This window comes from Bradyrhizobium sp. 138, from assembly GCF_023074075.1.
In the GTDB taxonomy this organism is placed as follows: Bacteria; Pseudomonadota; Alphaproteobacteria; order Rhizobiales; family Xanthobacteraceae; genus Bradyrhizobium.
The window spans coordinates 105481-121793 of the sequence record NZ_JADPKT010000070.1; the positions used below are offsets into that span (position 1 = coordinate 105481).

15 protein-coding genes are annotated in these 16313 nt (G+C 64.2%); 8 read left to right on the forward strand and 7 right to left on the reverse strand.

Going from position 1 to position 16313, the window contains the following annotated elements:
* Positions 1-35 precede the first annotated feature (35 nt).
* On the reverse strand, positions 36-1010 hold the full coding sequence (locus tag IVA79_RS22700; RefSeq protein WP_247556844.1) for a quinone oxidoreductase: 975 nt from the start codon (positions 1008-1010) through the stop codon (positions 36-38).
* Positions 1011-1233: 223 nt separating this feature from the next.
* Between IVA79_RS22700 and IVA79_RS22705 the strand changes: the two genes are divergently transcribed.
* The 3 genes from IVA79_RS22705 (at position 1234) to IVA79_RS22715 (ending at position 3910) form a co-directional block, all read left to right on the forward strand.
* Positions 1234-1434 carry a hypothetical protein gene (locus IVA79_RS22705; RefSeq protein ID WP_194403530.1) on the forward strand — a complete coding sequence of 67 codons (201 nt, stop codon included), beginning with the start codon at positions 1234-1236 and terminating at the stop codon, positions 1432-1434.
* Between the two features lie 146 nt (positions 1435-1580).
* On the forward strand, positions 1581-2528 hold the full coding sequence (locus IVA79_RS22710) for a MoxR family ATPase (RefSeq protein ID WP_247556846.1): 948 nt from the start codon (positions 1581-1583) through the stop codon (positions 2526-2528).
* 5 nt (positions 2529-2533) lie between these two features.
* Positions 2534-3910, forward strand: a complete 1377-nt coding sequence (locus tag IVA79_RS22715; RefSeq protein WP_247556848.1) for a VWA domain-containing protein — start codon at positions 2534-2536, stop codon at positions 3908-3910.
* A gap of 33 nt (positions 3911-3943) precedes the next feature.
* Here the strand turns inward: IVA79_RS22715 and IVA79_RS22720 are convergent, their stop codons facing one another.
* The gene (locus tag IVA79_RS22720) at positions 3944-4126 is read right to left on the reverse strand and encodes a hypothetical protein (RefSeq protein ID WP_247556850.1); all 183 of its coding nucleotides are present in this window, start codon (positions 4124-4126) and stop codon (positions 3944-3946) included.
* Positions 4127-4471: 345 nt separating this feature from the next.
* Here IVA79_RS22720 and IVA79_RS22725 point away from each other — a divergent pair, with 345 nt between their 5' ends.
* The gene (locus tag IVA79_RS22725) at positions 4472-4693 is read left to right on the forward strand and encodes a hypothetical protein (RefSeq protein WP_247556852.1); all 222 of its coding nucleotides are present in this window, start codon (positions 4472-4474) and stop codon (positions 4691-4693) included.
* 8 nt (positions 4694-4701) lie between these two features.
* Here the strand turns inward: IVA79_RS22725 and IVA79_RS22730 are convergent, their stop codons facing one another.
* The 4 genes from IVA79_RS22730 to IVA79_RS22745 all read right to left on the reverse strand — a co-directional run bounded on the left by IVA79_RS22730 (position 4702) and on the right by IVA79_RS22745 (position 10154).
* Positions 4702-6093, reverse strand: a complete 1392-nt coding sequence (locus tag IVA79_RS22730) for an NCS2 family permease (protein WP_247556854.1) — start codon at positions 6091-6093, stop codon at positions 4702-4704.
* Between the two features lie 12 nt (positions 6094-6105).
* A complete protein-coding gene (locus IVA79_RS22735; RefSeq protein WP_247556855.1) occupies positions 6106-7971 on the reverse strand; it encodes an adenine deaminase C-terminal domain-containing protein in 1866 nt (621 codons plus the stop codon).
* Between the two features lie 13 nt (positions 7972-7984).
* Positions 7985-8647, reverse strand: a complete 663-nt coding sequence (locus IVA79_RS22740; RefSeq protein ID WP_247556856.1) for a TetR family transcriptional regulator — start codon at positions 8645-8647, stop codon at positions 7985-7987.
* Between the two features lie 133 nt (positions 8648-8780).
* Complete coding sequence (locus IVA79_RS22745) at positions 8781-10154, reverse strand: hypothetical protein (protein WP_247556857.1); 1374 nt, start codon at positions 10152-10154, stop codon at positions 8781-8783.
* A gap of 172 nt (positions 10155-10326) precedes the next feature.
* Here IVA79_RS22745 and IVA79_RS22750 point away from each other — a divergent pair, with 172 nt between their 5' ends.
* Positions 10327-10809: a nucleoside deaminase gene (locus IVA79_RS22750; protein WP_247556859.1), complete on the forward strand. Its 483-nt coding sequence runs from the start codon at positions 10327-10329 to the stop codon at positions 10807-10809.
* Between the two features lie 220 nt (positions 10810-11029).
* Here the strand turns inward: IVA79_RS22750 and IVA79_RS22755 are convergent, their stop codons facing one another.
* Positions 11030-12133, reverse strand: coding sequence for a hypothetical protein (locus IVA79_RS22755; protein WP_247556862.1), 1104 nt, complete (start codon positions 12131-12133; stop codon positions 11030-11032).
* A gap of 569 nt (positions 12134-12702) precedes the next feature.
* Between IVA79_RS22755 and IVA79_RS22760 the strand changes: the two genes are divergently transcribed.
* Genes IVA79_RS22760 through IVA79_RS22770 form a run of 3 tightly spaced genes read left to right on the forward strand, consistent with a single transcriptional unit; the run spans position 12703 to position 16253 of the window.
* Complete coding sequence (locus IVA79_RS22760) at positions 12703-14274, forward strand: ABC transporter ATP-binding protein (protein ID WP_247556867.1); 1572 nt, start codon at positions 12703-12705, stop codon at positions 14272-14274.
* Positions 14258-15349: an ABC transporter permease gene (locus tag IVA79_RS22765; RefSeq protein ID WP_247556871.1), complete on the forward strand. Its 1092-nt coding sequence runs from the start codon at positions 14258-14260 to the stop codon at positions 15347-15349. Before IVA79_RS22760 ends, IVA79_RS22765 begins: the two co-directional genes overlap by 17 nt.
* Positions 15336-16253 carry an ABC transporter permease gene (locus tag IVA79_RS22770; protein WP_247556874.1) on the forward strand — a complete coding sequence of 306 codons (918 nt, stop codon included), beginning with the start codon at positions 15336-15338 and terminating at the stop codon, positions 16251-16253. The genes IVA79_RS22765 and IVA79_RS22770 overlap by 14 nt, the downstream gene beginning before the upstream one ends.
* Positions 16254-16313 lie beyond the last annotated feature (60 nt).

A 16313-nucleotide genomic window follows, 5' to 3' on the forward strand; every position in this document is an offset into this window, starting at 1 on the left:
AGGCCGGATGGCCTGCGCCGCCGTCCGGCCGGACACTACACCAGAAGAACGGTCGATCCCGTGGTCTTGCGTGCGGCGAGATCGGCATGCGCCTTTGCGGCGTCCTTCAACGGATAGGTCTGGTGCACCTCGATCTTGACCGCGCCGGACTTGACGACGTCGAACAGCTCGCCTGCCATCGCGACCAGATTCTCCCGCTTGGCGGCGTAGGTGAACAGCGTCGGCCGCGTGACGTAGAGCGAGCCCTTCTGCGAGAGCAGGCCGAGATTGAGCGGCTCGACCGCGCCGGAGGACTGGCCGAACAGCGCGGCGACGCCGAGCGGAGCAAGGCAGTCCAGCGACTTCAGGAACGTGTCCTTACCGACGGAGTCGTAAACCACCGGGACCTTCTTGCCGCCCGTGATCTCGTCGACCCGCTTCACGAAATCCTCGCACGTGTAGATGATGACGTGGTCGCAGCCATGCGCCTTGGCGAGCTTGGCCTTCTCATCGTTGCTGACGGTACCGATCACGGTCGCGCCGAGATGCTTGGCCCACTGGCCCAGGATCAGACCGACGCCGCCGGCCGCGGCATGCAGCAGGATGGTATCGCCGGCCTTCACCCGATAGGTCTGCCGGATCAGATATTGTGTGGTGAGCCCCTTCAGCATCATCGCCGCCGCGGTCTTGTCGTCGACGCCATCGGGCAGCTTCAGCAGGCGGTCTGCAGGGATCAGCCGCGCCTCGGAATAGGCCCCGAGCGGCGAGGCGCCATAAACGACGCGATCGCCCGGCTTCAGATCGGTGACACCTGGGCCGACCTCCTCGACGATGCCGGCCGCCTCGCTGCCGAGCCCGCTCGGCAGTTGCGCTGGGTACAAGCCCGAGCGGTTGTAGATGTCGACGAAATTGAGGCCGACGGCGGTGTGGCGGATGCGCGCCTCGCCCGGTCCGGGCTTACCGACGCTGACCTCCTCCCAGACCAGGACTTCCGGGCCGCCGGTCTTGTGAAAACGAATGGCATGCGTCATGGCATTGCTCCCTTATCGTTGGGTGAGGATCCGAACAGCCGGATTGGCCGCAGAAATAGGCATTCGGTCCGCCCGTTACAGTACGGACACGTAACAAGAATGTCACAGCGAGCGACAAACCTCCGCCGTTCCATCTCCGTTCGAAAGAGTTGATGACGCGCCTGGCGCGACCGGCAGTAGCTTTCGCGCGGGGTTTGGTAGTCGCCTGCGAAGGAGAGCCGAGATGCCAGCTTATGTACAGCATCATCAGGATGTCGAAATCGCGCCCGTGAATTGCCCCACCTGCATGGGGTTCCTGCCGATGTATGTGCGCGAGGTCGAACCGCATTGGAGCCTTGCCAAGATCGACTTCGTCTATGAATGCGCCGACTGCGGCGCCGAGGTCAGACAGACCATCCGCAAGCCGGAAGTGCTGCGGCATTGACCTAAGCGAACGGCGAGGCGCTCCACTATTTGCGCTTAGCGGAAAAACCGGCATTCGCGCGAGTCTGATGCCTCCCAAACGAGGCTTGTTCTTTGCCAGGAACGCAGGCAGAACAAGCCTCAAGCAAGACCTTTGGGAGCGCCCTCGTGGCTGATCAGAAGGCCTCGACCTCGATCGAGGCAGTGGAGAGCGGCCTCGCCGCGCAGGGCTATATCGCGAGCCGGCAGATCGCGACTGCCGTCTACTTGTCACAGCAGATCGAGAAGCCGATCCTGGTCGAGGGCCCTGCGGGCGTCGGCAAGACCGAGCTTGCCAAGGCGATCGCGGCCTGGCGCGGCATGAAGATGATCCGCCTGCAATGCTACGAGGGCCTCGACGAAGCCAAGGCGCTCTACGAGTGGAAATACGCCAAGCAGCTTCTCTACACCCAGATCCTCAAGGACAAGCTCGGCGAAGTCCTGGGCGGCGCGCAGACGCTGCATGCGGCGCTCGACCAGCTCCACGATTTCGGCGACGTGTTCTTCTCCAAGGAATTCGTCGAGCCGCGTCCCCTGCTCCAGGCGCTGGAGCAGCCGGGCGGCTGCGTGCTGCTGATCGACGAGATCGACAAGTCGGACGCGGAATTTGAATCGCTGCTGCTGGAGATCCTGTCCGACTTCCAGGTCACGATCCCCGAGCTCGGCACCGTCTCCGCGATCACGCCGCCGACCGTGATCCTCACCTCCAACAGCGAGCGCGACCTCGGCGACGCCCTGAAGCGGCGCTGCCTGCATCTGCATATCGGCTTCCCCGAACAGCGGCTCGAGGAGCGCATCGTCGAAAGCCGCGTACCCGGCATCTCGCAGGCGCTGCGCCGGCAAATGGTCGGCTTCATCCACGAGATCCGCTCGCTGGATCTGAAGAAGCTCCCATCGGTCAGCGAGACCATCGACTGGGCACGCGTCCTGGTGCTGCTCCAGGCTGCGGAGCTCGACACCGATATCGTCAAGGACACCCTCAACGTGCTCCTGAAATACGAAGCCGACATCGAGGCAGCAAGGCCGCAGGTGACGACCTTCATTGCCAAGGCGGCACGGTCCAACGTCTTCGGTTGACGCCGATGCGCGAGAACCTCCATCGTTTCTTTCGGGCAGCGCGGGGCGTCGGCGTCCACGTCTCGCCTGCGGAGAGCATCGATGCGATGCGCGCGGTCAAGCAGGTCGGCTTTTCCGACCGGGCCATCCTGCGCGATTCACTGCTGCTGACGCTCGCCAAATCCCAGGACGAGAAGCTCGCCCTCGGCGACTGCTTCGATCTCTTCTTCAGCCAGCCAGAGCCGCGGCAGGATCAGCCCGAGACGGGCGACGACGGCACATCGCAGGAGGCGGATCAGCAGCCCTCCTCCAGCTCGGCCAGCGAGCCGGGCGAAGGTCAGTCTCCCCAGGAATTGGGTCCGCTTGCGCAGATGCTGCTGTCGCAGGACCGCAATGCGATCGCAGCCGCCATCGCCAGCGCCTCCGGTACGGCCTCCCTGTCTGACATCCGCTACTCCACCCAGCGCGGCATCTTCTCCAGCCGCATCCTCGACGCCATGGGCCTCCAGCGCCTGCGCGACGATCTCGACCAGCTGACCGCGACCAATCCGGCCCTGGCCGAGCGTCTGCGCGCCGCGCTCGACGCCTTGCGTGAGGCGGTGCGCGACACCGTCTCGCAAGGCCTTGCCCTCTACGCCCGCGAGGAGGCCGAAAATCTCCGCAACGAGATTTTGCGCAATGCCCCGCTTGCCCGTATCGAACGTCGCCAGGTCGCCGAGATGCGCGCGCTCATCCGCCAGATCGCGCGCCGGCTGCGCGAGCGCTATTCCAAGCCGCGCAAGCGCCAGCGCCGCGGCCATCTCGACGTCCGCCGCACGCTCCGCCGCAATGCGGCCTGGGGCGGCGTGCCCTTTCTCACCGCATGGAAGCGCAAGCATCGCGATCGGCCGAAGATCGTAGCGCTCTGCGACGTCTCCGGCTCTGTCGCGCAGGTCTCCGATTTCTTCCTGCTCCTGATCCACTCGCTGCACGAGGTGGTCGACGACGTCCGCTCCTTCGCCTTCTCCTCGCACCTGATCGAGGTCAGCGAACTCCTGGAGAAGAATTCGCCGGAAGAGGCGATGTCCGAGATCATGTCCAAGGTCGGCTTCGGCTCGTCCGACTACGGCTCTTCGCTGGTCGATTTCGAGAAGGACTTCATGAGCGCGCTGACGCCGCAGACCACGGTGATCGTGCTCGGCGATGCCCGCAGCAACAATCTCGACCCGCGTGCCGACATCCTGCGCCGCATCTCCGAACGCTCGAAGCGGCTGGTCTGGCTCAATCCCGAAGGACGGCTCGCCTGGGGCTTTGGCGATTCCGAGATGCCGCGCTACGCGACCTTTTGCAGCGTCGTGCGTCAATGCGCCACCGCGCAACAGCTCGAGCGCGCCGTGTCCGATATCGTGGCGACTTATCAGTAGGTCTTGCTTGCGGCCAACCTCAGTTGCGAAACGTCAGTTTCGGGCAAGCTCCGCCTGGCCGACGTTACGCTCCCGGAAGTGATAGGCAATTTCGTCGAGCGCGCGCTGCTCCCATTCCTGGGCTTGTGCGAGCCAGAAAACCCGGCGCTCGAAATCGAGCGCCGCACGCTCCCGGCACAGAGATTCCTGACTGCGAATTTCCACCAGCCTGTCCATGCACTCCACTCCTGCCTGTGAAGTCATTCCCCGCGAAACAAGCTAACAGAGTCCCGAGCGCTCGGCCTCATCATTTCCATGCATATTGCGACGCGGAATGAGACAGCAGCACTGCCCGTGCACGCGTCAATTCGCAGCGCAGCATCAACCGCAGATCATGAATTAGTGATCGAGCTTCGTGACGAAGTTCGCGATTGAGCGGTCCATCTCTCGTGTCGCAACGAAGTGCGGCAATTTGTGAAGAGAGGTTCTAAACAGTTCACCGGATTCCCGACTCATTGTCGTCGCACGGTCTTCATGCGGCGTCGTTAACAGAGGCGCCACGGCACTACCACTCGAGGCAACATGAGCAACGATTTCGACTTCGATCTTGCGCCGGACCAATGGGAAGCTCTGCGTTCACTTCGCAACCCGCCGTCGAACATTCGCCTCTCGAAGCCTTATCTCGTCGCAAGCCTCGTCGAGCTCGGCCTCGTTGTCATCAATGACGGCGTGCCCGCGATGACACCGGCCGGCCGCAAGGTGCTCGTGCGCGGATCGTGCCGGCTGCTGGATCTCGCGGCTTAGCACACGCGTCAAAAGATCTGCGCGATCACGATCGCGTAGGCGATGAACACGACACCCAGCCCCCATACCATGGCCGGAATCCGTGACCACCGGCCGAGCGCCACTTCCAGTGCGATATAGCTCAGCGTTCCCAGCGCCATTCCGTTGATGAGATTGTTGGTCAGCACGGTGACCAGCAGCGTCAGCACGATCGGAACCGCATTGACGAGATCGGTCATGTCGATGCGGGCGAGGCCCTGCATCATCAGCACGCCGACGAGCACCAGTGCGGGTGCGGTGGCTTGCGGCGGGATGATGACGAAGATCGGCCAGAAGAACAAGGCGAGGAAGAAGAGCCCCGCAACGGTCAGCGAGGTCAGACCGGTACGCCCGCCAGCCTGCACCCCCGTGATCGACTCGATATAGGCCGTCACGACAGAGGTGCCGAGCAGCGGGCCGACGATGGATGCCGTCGCATCGGTCGCAAATGCAGCGGTGGCATTCGGGATCGAGCCGTCAGGCTTGCGCAGATTGGCCGCGCCCGTCACGCCAATCAGCGTACCCAGGGTCGAAAAGAATTCAGCGCACAGGAAGTAGAACAGCAGCGGAAGCGCCACGACGAAATGGCTGAAGAGATAGCCGATGTCGAGCGCCATGAAGGTGCTGGTCGGCCAGCGCGGCCACGACATGATTGCTGATGGCACCGACGTCACCATCTTGCCGTTGGCGCCGGGAACGAAGAAACCGATCAGGGTGAGTAGCGCGATCGACAGGATCAGTGCCGCCGGCACCCGGCGCGCGACCAGCACCGGCGTGAGCAGGAGGCCGAACAGCGTCAGCAGCACCGGGGGGCTGCGCAAGGATCCCATGGCGATGTAGGTCGACGGGTTCTGAACGACGAAGCCCGCGCCCCGCAGCGCAATGAAGACGATGAGGGTACCGACCGCCGCCTGGATGCCGATCTTCAGCGCTTCCGGTACGTCCTTCGCGACCTTCTCGCGCAGCTTCGACAGGCTGAGGATCAGGAACAGCACGCCGGTGAAGGCGACCATGGCGAGCGCGCCCTGCCAGGGCATGCCCATCTGCTTGACGATGACATAGGTGAAGATGACGTTCGATCCCATCGCGGGTGCAACCGCGAGCGGCAAATTGGCCCACAGCCCCATCACCACCGAGCCGAAGATCGCCGCGAGCGCCGTGGCGCTGACGAGATCGGCACGGTCCATGCCGGCATTGGACATGATCGCAGGGTTCACGGCGATGATATAGGCCATCGCCGCGAACGTGGTCGCGCCGGCCATCACCTCGCGGCCAACGCTCGTCCCACGCTCGGTGAGGCCAAAGGTCCGATCGAGCCGCCCGGTCGTCGCGCGCGGCGCCGGCTCGGCGGAAGCGGCTTGCGGCTTCGTCATCTCGTTCATCCCAGTCCTCCCCTACCAGACCACCGGGTGCGCTTCGCCCGTCTGCACGTTGATGAAACCGAGCGGCGCCTGCTCGCACGGCGCCACCAGCACCCAGCTCCAGGGCGCACAGGTCAGCGTCGCGAACATCAGGCGCTCCGGAAATCCGGGATACCAGCGCGGCCGGAAGGTCGGCTCGTACATCCAGTCCACCTTGCGGCCCTCCGCATAGAGCGCCTGCATCTCGGCATCGAGCGCCTGCGCCGAGCGACAGCTCATCAATCCGCCAACCTCGAACTGCACGGTGGCGACGACCTCGCCTTCGCGCACCAGCGCCCATCCACCCTGACGCTCGACCAACGCGTTCACGGCCTTGGCCATCGCGGCGTCGGACGAGCCGACCACCCAGATGTTGTGCTTGTCGTGCGCGACCGAGCAGGCGACTGCCGTCTCCGGCGTGCGCGGCCCACAGCCGCGCCAGAACATCTTTGCGACGCGCCCCTCGCCGGAGAAGCGGTCGACGATCGCAAATTTGGTGACGGCCTCGCTCTCGTCGCGCTGCACGGTGCCGTCACGCACCGGCAGTTCGAGGGTGTAGAATTCGGGATGCCAATGGAAGGGACGGATCACCGCCGCCTTCATCGTCGTGCGGCCGGGCTCGGCCCGCAGCTCGAAATCTTCAGGCTTGATCGAGCGCTTGATGTTGACCGTCTTCGTTGCCCAATCCGGCCACTGGATCTCGGGCACCTGGCCGAGGTAACGCTTGCCCTCGGACACCTGCGCGCCATCGGCCCACACTTCGGCGATCTCGAGCTTGGCAACATCCGAGAGCAGCACGACGTCGCCGAAACGCCCCGGAGCAAGGCTGCCGACGAACGGCGTGATGCGCATGTGCCGGGCGGGATTGATGGTGAGACACTGGATCGCGACTTCCGGCGCGAGACCGGCTTCGATCGCGACCCGCGCATTGTGATCGCTGGCGCCGAGCTCGAGCGTGTGGCTCGCGCTGCGGTCATCCGTGGTGAACGCGATCTGCGACCAGTCCTGCAAACCCTTCGCGAGCAGCCATTTGACGATCTCGTCCATGGCATAGACGCGCAGCTCGACGAACAAGCCGCGGGTGAGCTTGTCCCAGGTCTCCTCCGGCGTTTGGACTTCATGGTCGGAGGCGAGCCCGGCCGCGGCAAAGGCGTTGATGGACGGCAGGTCTCGCAGACCGGAGGCATGGCCCTCGACGACGCCGCGGGCCGCGAACGTCGCCTCGATCATGCCCCAGAGCCGCTTGTAGGACGGATTGTCGGGATTCCAGACCGCCGGCCAGTCCATCACCTCGTCAAGCCCGGTGACCATCAGGCTCTCGCGCATGAAGCTCGCCTGCTCGTCGCGACCATACCAGCCGCCACCCCACTCATAGGCCGTGGGGGGCACCGCTGATCCCGGTTGCGGAAAGATTTTGAGCGGCGATCCGCGACGGCGTGCCTCGAACCAGAATTCGAGATTACGTGCGCCGTTGACATTGGAGAATTCGTGGCTCGCCTCGCAGGTCCAGGTATTGCCATGCGGCAGCACCAGCGCGGCCTCCCATTCCGGCGTCAGATGCGAGCTTTCGATATGCTTGTGCACCTCGCCGAAACCGGGCACGGCCGCCAGATCGGGCCGATGCACGCACTCGCGGACCTCGCCCGGATAGCTGCCCGCCGGCCCAACCCATGCAATGCGCCGGCCCTTGAACACGATCTCCTGATCTTCGCTCCAGGTGCGGCTGTGCACGTCGAGCAGCCGACCGACCCGCAAGCTCCGATCTGCCGGGCGGCGGCCGAGCGCCGTCAGCACCAGATCCTGCCGGATGCGAACCTCGTCGGGCGCGTTGATCAAGAGATCGTCGGGTATCGCATTCATGGCCTGCCTCGCTCTACGCCGGTACTTTCGCAGCCGAGCTCCGCTTCCGCGGCGATTTGCCGGCCTTGCCGCTGCGCGCCGCGGCGGCATCGCGCTGCCGGACGTCCTTGAGGAGGGTCGCGAGCGCCCACTCGATCGCATCGGCGATCTCGTTGCTCGTCATGCCGAAATCCTCACGCATCGCATTCCAGGCCAGAACGTTGTTGAGATAGGACGCAAGCGCTTCCGCCTGCCGAGCCTCCTTCGCGGGGAGGTGCCGTACCAGCGGCGCCATCGCCTTGCGATGCTGCTCGATGAGGTGACGCCGGAAGTCCGCACGCACCCTTCGGCCCGCCCGTGTCGTTGCGATGGCCCGGGCCAGATGCGGATGACGATCGAATCGCTTGCACAGTTTGCGGAAGATCTCGGGCAGCTCGTCGGGCGAGTTGAAGGGAATGTAGCTGAAGACGTTGTCCTCGATCCATTCGCCGGCCGCCGCGAACAGCTCCGCGCGGGTCTTGAAGTGCCGATAGATCGTTCGCTCGGCGACCTTCGCACGCCTGGCCACCGCGGCCATGGAGATGTCGTCGGCCGCCTCGTCCTCCAGCGCCGCGACGAAGGCCGCAACGATGCGCTGCCGCGTCATCTCGGCATATTCATCACGAAGGCTGGCGATATGTCGCCTTGCTGTATTCATGTCATAAGTCTGACATCTGGCGGATCAAGGTCAAGCCGAGACTTGAGGCACGGCGTGCCGCAACAATGTGCGTCGGCGCTGCTACCGCGGCCATGTCGCGGTGAAGGGCGGTGGCGGGATAGCGCACCGAGGATCAGACGTTCCAGCGGAGGAGCGGCGTGCCAAACGCCCTCCTCCAGACCGACAGGAAGCGCGGAAACCAGGAGTGCGCCACCGCGCCCTGATAGGCCCAGGTGCGATATTTCAGACCCTGCTCGGAGATCAGCTCCTGATATCCTCCATGGAGCTCGGTCGCGGCGCGAATGTCCTTCAATATCCCTTGCGCGCAGGAGCGGTAGGTCTCGCTCCCCGAGAAGTCATCATGGTCCAGCATGCGATCCGCGAACTCGACGTTGAACGTCGGCCAGGAGGAACGTCCCTGATAGGCGGGAGCCGCAATCTTATGGATCATCTTGTTCCGCGGATTATCCGCGGACACCAGGAAGTGGAATGTACTGGGGATGCGAAAGCGCGGCTCCGCAATGATCAGGTCCGCCGTGGCGGCGAACAGTGCCCGCTCGTTCGCATCGTTCAGATCCCAGAAGCCGCGATGCACGCTGACGAAATCCAGCGCGACCGCAGACGCCGGTGAGCTCGCCGGACCGTCCAGAGAATGCCTGATGTATCCGTTCCTGCCGAACAGACGGAGCAGGTCCTTCTTGTACTGCACGAGGTCGCGCCCGAGCAGCCGCTTCAGCTCGTTCTCGTCGACGATTCCGAGCTGCACGCCCCACACGAAGGTCGTATGGACGCAGGCATTGGTCACGAAACGCCGACGCTCGGCGCGGGTATCCGTTGCGGCGGAGCGAGGGCCACGGGCGTCACACAGCAAACATCTGACGCCGTCATGATCGAGCGGCTCGAGCTCGCTTGCGAGCTGCAGGATCGCACGCTTCAGGTCACCGCCATATTCAGCCAGCAGCAGACGGCCGGCATGCGCGCATTGGGACATCGCCAGATAGGACGGCGCCCTCTGGTCGGCCAAGATCATCTGCTGCAGGCCGGCCAGAATGCCGAGCAGCGTATCCGACGGACGCGAGAAGTAATTCACCCCGAGATAGCGACCGCGTCCGGCCGGAACGATGGTCGTCGTGACGACGCCGGCGCGAACCGCCTCCAGCAACAGGCGAATGCTCTTGTCGAGCAGCCGAGCCCGCCGCACCGCGTCCTGTGCATCCATGATGGTCTCGGGGTCGAGGACATCAGGATAGAACCAGGCGAAGTCACGGGGATAATAGGCGGATGCGTGGGGTGCGCCCGTGACGAGGAAGGCCTCGGTCACCGAAAAGGCGCTGTCCATCGAATGCCGGTAAAGGTCCTCGATGGCGGACAACGAATGATGCGATTTTCTCAGGAATCGATCCCCGAGAAAATTGACCGCCTGGAGGGCGTTGGCGAAAAACGTCGCAGCCACACCTTGGTAGAATCGGTTTCCACGATTTGAGGGCAACGAGATATCGCTATTCATATGTGGGCTAAGGTCACTCCGATGGTGCGGCCACCTCCAAAGCTTGCCTGATTCGTATATCTTCCAGATGACTTGCCGGCCTCCGGTTCCACGGTGAAATCGTGTATGAAGCACGGACCAGCGACGCCGGGATCGGCCGGCGCATGGCGGCACACTGACCCATGGAGGATCGATGGCCGGCGCATCCGAGCGGGACGAGCACTTCCTGCGCCTCTCCTTTGCGGTCGCCCGCCGCTCCCTCACCCATGGCAATCATCCGTTCGGCTGCATCGTCGTCGCGGACGACAAGGTGCTGATCGAGGCCGAGAACGGCTACATGCCGGATCATGACGGCACCGCGCATGCCGAGCGCCTCGCGGCGACGCAGGCTTGCCGCACACTTAGCCGCGAGCTGTTGGCCACAGCGACGCTCTATTCCTCGGCAGAGCCCTGCGCGATGTGCGCCGGCGCGATCTACTGGGCCGGCATCGGCCGCCTCGTCTACGGCCTCAGCGAGCATCGCCTGCGCGGCGTCACCGGCAACCATCCGGAGAACCCGACGCTCGACCTGCCGTGCCGCGACGTCTTTGCCAGCGGCCAGCGGCCGACCGAGGTCATCGGGCCCCTGCTCGAGGACGAAGCCGAAGCGCTGCACGACGGCGTATGGACGAAGTAGAAGTCCAGACAACCGCTACCGTAGGGTGGGCAAAGGCGCGCTTGCGCCGTGCCCACGATCGTTCCGATCCGGCCACAGACGCGTGGGCACGCTTCCGCCTTCGCTCTTCGAGCTACGGCGGACAAGTCGCTTTGCCCACCCTACGAGAGCACTCTTGGCAAGCGCGAATGGCGCCGTGCATTTCCACGCGGCGCCATCCGAGCCTTGAGACCTCAACCGGTCAGAACTTCACGGTGATGCCGGAGTAAAGCGAAGACTCGGTGCAGGCCCCGGTGCTCACCGTCCGGCCACCGACAGCCGTGGTACAGCCTACGGCGAGGTTGTGATCGAGACCGAACTTGTTCTGCCAGTAGCGGTAAGCCACCCAGACATCCACGAAGTGGGAGTATTTGTCACCCCAGGCGGCCTTCGAGGCGTCGAAGGTCAGGCGGATCGGCTCCGAATTCAGCTCCACCGCCGTGTTGTAGACGCCGTTCGCCGGGCTGTAGGGAAGCGGTTGGGTATCGGTGCCCTTCTTGCCGTACCAGCCGGCGCGGCCGCTGATCGAGAAATACTGCATGTTCGGCGGCAGGAAGCCGAGATCCATGTAGTAATTGATCTCGACCGCCCAGGTCGGCTTGAACGAGGTGTTGCCGTCGGCAAGACAGGTGACGCCGGGAACGCCTGGACCGAACAGTCCGCACTGGCTGAACGAGTTGTGGTTGGCGAACTCCCAATAGACCAGCGGTGCGACGTTGATGTAACCCTTGTAGGGCAGATCAAACGCAAACTGCAGACCGCCGACGACGTCGCGCTTGGCGGCGCCGAAATACCTGTTCTCGGTGTTGGCATCCATGCCGACCTCGAACGAGATGTTGTGCAGCGGCCCCGCACTGAAAGCCTTGGTGTCGAAGAGCTCATTCCAGCCGAAGGTCGAGCGGAACAGGCCGTAGATCTCCGTTGCCCCGGCGCACGATGCCGGCGCGCCGAAGATCGTGCCCGCGTTGGTGCAAGGCCCGGCCGGGTCATTGTGATCCGACTTGAACAGGGAGATGGTGAAGAAGTTCGTGCCATACGCCCAGGCGTCGAAATGCGTGAACGAGTAGACCTGCTTGGTGGTCTTGCTGTCGGTCGACCCATCGGGCCGGAACGACCACGCCCCGGGCTGAGCGGCGTTGAAGATGTACGAGAAGGTGACGCGGTTATCGATCACCAGGAAGAACGGAAGGTCCGGCGCTTTCTTGGTAGCTTTGACCGGCAGATCCGCCGCCTGAGCCAGGCCACCGGTGGCCAGCGTAGCAAGTGACAGCGCCGCTGCTGCCACTGCCTTGAAACGAAACGACATCCTGAACACCCCCGAGTTTGCACACGTCAATGAACGCCCATGGGTACGACACTTGCGCCGATCTTCCGGAGTGAGAAGCCTCAACTTTTCACATGACGTGCCGCTTGCTTCGGCAGCACGCCGCTTTTCATCGCCGGAGATAGCCGAGCTTCCACACGCGGCGAGCGCGCGCGGCAGGATCGCGATTGCCGAACATTCCCGATTGTTTTTGTTCGGATTTTCGGACCCCTGCCCGATGCACTGCCGGGTCGGAGCGCTTATCGTGGCGGACGCTCTCCAGAGCATGGAGAGACCGACGCAGGATTGCTCAACTTGGCGTCAAGCCTGCACAGTAGGTTCCGAATTGGTTTGAACCGTCACAAATTTGCAACAGACGCCATCGGGAGCGGCGATTAGGCCAGCCTGTCCAACGCTGCTTGCGGCGCTCGTTGCTGGAAAACGACGCGTCTTCCCGGCACTGCCATGCTTGCCGACGCGTTGAGCAAGGGATGACGCTTTTTCGCATCTTACGCGGCGGCTCAAACTAGCCCAGTATTGAGGCATTCCATCCCATGCAAGCGCATCAGCGAATGTTAGATCCGACCTCCAAAGGCCCGCATTCCGGCGAATTCCCGCTGCTTCAGACGGCCGGACTGACCAAACGCTATGGCGATTTCCTCGCCAACGATTCCATCGACATTGACGTCTGGCCGAAGGAAATCCACGCACTGCTCGGCGAGAACGGCGCCGGCAAGTCGACGCTGGTGAAGGCGATCTACGGGCTGATCCAGCCCAGCGCCGGCGAGATTCGCTGGCAAGGCGAACGAATCAATCTGTCCGGTCCCTCGGACGCGCGCCGCCGCGGCATCGGGATGGTGTTCCAGCATTTCTCGCTGTTCGACAATCTCACCGTTGCCGAGAACGTCGCGCTCGGCCTCGACGGTCGAGAGTCCTTCAAGGACATGTCGGCGCGGCTGGAGCAGGTGTCGAAGACTTATGGCCTTCCGCTCGATCCCCGGCGCGAGGTCTGGCAACTGTCGGTCGGCGAGCGCCAGCGCATCGAGATCGTCCGCGCGCTGATGCAGGATCCCAAATTCCTGATCCTCGACGAGCCCACCGCCGTCTTGACCCCGCAGGAAGCCGACCAGCTCTTCATCGTGCTGGAACGGCTCAAGGCCGAAGGCCGCGCCATCCTCTACATCAGCCACAAGCTGGAGGAGGTGAAGCGGCTCTGCGACACCGCCACGATCCTGCGCGGCGGCAGGAAGGTCGCGACCTGCAATCCCAGGCTCGAGACCGCTGCCTCGCTCGCGCGCATGATGGTCGGCAGCGAGATCAAGGAGGTGAAGGCAGCATCGGCGCGGAAGTCCACCGTGCCGCGGCTCGTCGTCAACGATCTCTCACTGGCCCCCGGCGAAGCACATGGCGTACGGCTCAAGCACATTTCGTTCGAGCTGAAGGGCGGCGAGATCCTCGGCATCGCCGGCGTCGCCGGCAACGGCCAGGATGAGCTGTTCGCCGCGTTGTCCGGTGAACGGTTGTCGAAGGACCCCGGCACCGTCGTGATCGAAGGGATTGCCGCCGGCCATCTCTCGATCACGCAGCGGCGCAAGCTGGGTGCCGCCTTCGTTCCCGAGGAGCGGCTCGGCCATGGCACCGCGCCGCGCATGAAGCTCTCGGAGAACGCGTTGCTCACGGGACATGCCGCGAGTGGCATGGTCCATCGCGGTTTCATCGACAACGCGGCCACGCTGAAGACCGTCGACCGCGCGACCGAGACGTTCGACGTGCGCAAAGCCAAGCGCGATCCGGAAGCAGCATCCCTCTCCGGCGGCAATCTGCAGAAATTCATCGTGGGACGCGAGATCCTGCGCAACCCGGCGGTGCTGGTGGTGAGTCAGCCGACCTGGGGCGTCGATGCCGGCGCCGCTGCCGTGATTCGGCAGGCGCTGCTTGATCTGGCAACCGCGGGCGCCGCCGTGCTCGTGACCAGCCAGGATCTTGACGAACTCACCGAGATCGCCGACCGCATCGCTGTCATGTTCCACGGCAAGCTATCAGCGCCGCTCGCCGTAAGCGAGGCGAGCCGCGAAAAACTTGGCCTGCTCATGGGCGGCAGCAGCCTGGAGCCGAGGGAGGCCGCGCATGCAGTTGGTGCTTGAGAAGCGCGCCGAGCGCTCTGGCACGATCGCGCTGGTCTCGCCGCTGATCGCGATCGGACTCACGATCGTGACCATGGTCATCCTGTTCGCGCTCCTCGGCAAGAATCCGCTGCTCGCTTTGCACGCCTATTTCATCGCGCCCCTGACCGACGGCTATTCGCTCCAGGAGATCGCGGTGAAGGCGACGCCGCTGGTGATGATCGCGATCGGGCTCTCGCTCTGCTATCTCGCCAATGCCTGGAACATCGGCGCTGAGGGGCAATTCCTGATCGGCGCCGTGGCCGGAAGCTGGATCGCGGTGAAGACGCAAGGCACCGATGCCGGCGTCTGGGTGCTGCCGGCGATGTTCGTGCTCGCCGCCGCCGCAGGCGCGCTCTATGCGCTGATCCCGGCGATCTGCAAGGTGAAATTCGGCGCCAGCGAGATCCTGACGAGCCTGATGCTGGTCTATGTCGCCGACCTCTTCCTCGACTATCTCGTGCGCGGGCCCTGGCGCGATCCGCACGGCTTCAACTTCCCGACCACCGCCGAGTTCGATCCCGTGGCGACGGTCCCCCTGCTGATCGAAGGCGGCCGGCTGCATCTCGGCTCGATCATCGCCTTGCTCGTCGTCGCAGCAGCGGCGATCCTGCTCGCGCGCACCATCAAGGGGTTCGAGATCCGCGTCGTCGGTGCCGCGCCCCGTGCAGCACGGTTCGGCGGCTTCAACGCCAACCAGCTCATCATCCTGACCTTCGCGGTGTCAGGGGCGCTCGCAGGCCTTGCCGGCATCATCGAGGTCGCGGGGCCGGTCGGACATCTCCAGCCCGGCATCTCACCCGGCTACGGTTTCACTGCGATCATCGTCGCCTTCCTCGGCCGGCTGAACCCGCTTGGAATATTAATTGCAGGCCTCTTCCTCGCGTTGACCTTTATCGGCGGCGAGCAGGCGCAGATCGCGATGAAGATTCCGTTGGACGTCACCAAGGTGTTTCAGGGCATTCTGCTGTTCTATGTGCTCGCCTGCGATTCCCTCATCCTCTATCGCTTCAAGCTGGTGTTCTCGAACCGACAGGTGCCCCGTGGAGCTGGTTGAGGCCATCATCCTCGCGGTGCTCGCCGCCTCGACGCCGCTGCTGATCGCCGCGACCGGCGAGCTCGTGACCGAGCGCTCCGGCGTGCTCAACCTCGGCGTCGAGGGCATGATGATCGTTGGCGCGGCCTGCGGCTTTGCCGGCGCCTGGCTCACCGGATCGATCCTCATTGGCGCGCTGTTCGGCATCGTCGCGGGAACGATGATGTCGCTGATCTTCGCATTGATGGCGCTCGGGCTCGCCGTCAACCAGGTGGCGACCGGTCTCGCATTGACCATCCTCGGCGTCGGGCTGTCCGGACTGATCGGCGCCGGCTTCGTTGGCGAGCGCATCACGCCGGCAGTTCATCTCTTCATTCCGGGCCTCACCGATATCCCGCTGGTCGGCCGCGTGCTGTTCGGCGAGGACGGCTTCGTCTATGTCTCCATTGCTCTCGTGGTCGGTGTCTGGTGGTTCCTGTACCGCACGCGGGCGGGATTGGTCCTGCGCGCCTGCGGCGACAATCACGTTTCCGCGCATGCGCTCGGCTATCCCGTGCTGCGCATCCGCACCTTCGCCGTGATGTTCGGCGGCGCCTGCGCCGGCCTCGCCGGCGCTTATCTGCCGCTGGCCTATACGCCGTTCTTCATCCCCGGCATGACCGCGGGCCGCGGCTGGATCGCGCTGGCGCTGGTGGTGTTCTCGTCCTGGCGGCCGGGCCGGCTCGTGGTCGGCGCCTATCTGTTCGGCGCGGTAACGATCCTGCAATTGCACGCCCAAGGCTGGGGCGTCGGCATCCCCTCGCAGTTCATGTCGGCGCTGCCGTATCTGGCGACCGTCATCGTTCTCGTTCTACTCTCCCGCGCGCGCAGCGGCGGCTCGACCGCGCCGGCCGCGCTCGGCACCGTGTTCGTGCCTGACCGATGAGTTTCATTTCTGCGACGCGCGCGATGGGGCGCGCGCGTTGCAGATCGTGGCTTTCCCCTG

Excerpts from the sequence above, each read along its gene's own strand:
- IVA79_RS22730 (WP_247556854.1), bottom strand. The coding sequence starts at position 6,093 with ATGAACGAGATGACGAAGCCGCAAGCCGCTTCCGCCGAGCCGGCGCCG.
- IVA79_RS22745 (WP_247556857.1), bottom strand. The coding sequence starts at position 10,154 with ATGAATAGCGATATCTCGTTGCCCTCAAATCGTGGAAACCGATTCTAC.
- IVA79_RS22705 (WP_194403530.1), top strand. The coding sequence starts at position 1,234 with ATGCCAGCTTATGTACAGCATCATCAGGATGTCGAAATCGCGCCCGTG.
- IVA79_RS22750 (WP_247556859.1), top strand. The coding sequence starts at position 10,327 with ATGGCCGGCGCATCCGAGCGGGACGAGCACTTCCTGCGCCTCTCCTTT.
- IVA79_RS22700 (WP_247556844.1), bottom strand. The coding sequence starts at position 1,010 with ATGACGCATGCCATTCGTTTTCACAAGACCGGCGGCCCGGAAGTCCTG.
- IVA79_RS22740 (WP_247556856.1), bottom strand. The coding sequence starts at position 8,647 with ATGAATACAGCAAGGCGACATATCGCCAGCCTTCGTGATGAATATGCC.
- IVA79_RS22725 (WP_247556852.1), top strand. The coding sequence starts at position 4,472 with ATGAGCAACGATTTCGACTTCGATCTTGCGCCGGACCAATGGGAAGCT.
- IVA79_RS22735 (WP_247556855.1), bottom strand. The coding sequence starts at position 7,971 with ATGAATGCGATACCCGACGATCTCTTGATCAACGCGCCCGACGAGGTT.
- IVA79_RS22760 (WP_247556867.1), top strand. The coding sequence starts at position 12,703 with ATGTTAGATCCGACCTCCAAAGGCCCGCATTCCGGCGAATTCCCGCTG.
- IVA79_RS22720 (WP_247556850.1), bottom strand. The coding sequence starts at position 4,126 with ATGGACAGGCTGGTGGAAATTCGCAGTCAGGAATCTCTGTGCCGGGAG.
- IVA79_RS22765 (WP_247556871.1), top strand. The coding sequence starts at position 14,258 with ATGCAGTTGGTGCTTGAGAAGCGCGCCGAGCGCTCTGGCACGATCGCG.
- IVA79_RS22715 (WP_247556848.1), top strand. The coding sequence starts at position 2,534 with ATGCGCGAGAACCTCCATCGTTTCTTTCGGGCAGCGCGGGGCGTCGGC.
- IVA79_RS22755 (WP_247556862.1), bottom strand. The coding sequence starts at position 12,133 with ATGTCGTTTCGTTTCAAGGCAGTGGCAGCAGCGGCGCTGTCACTTGCT.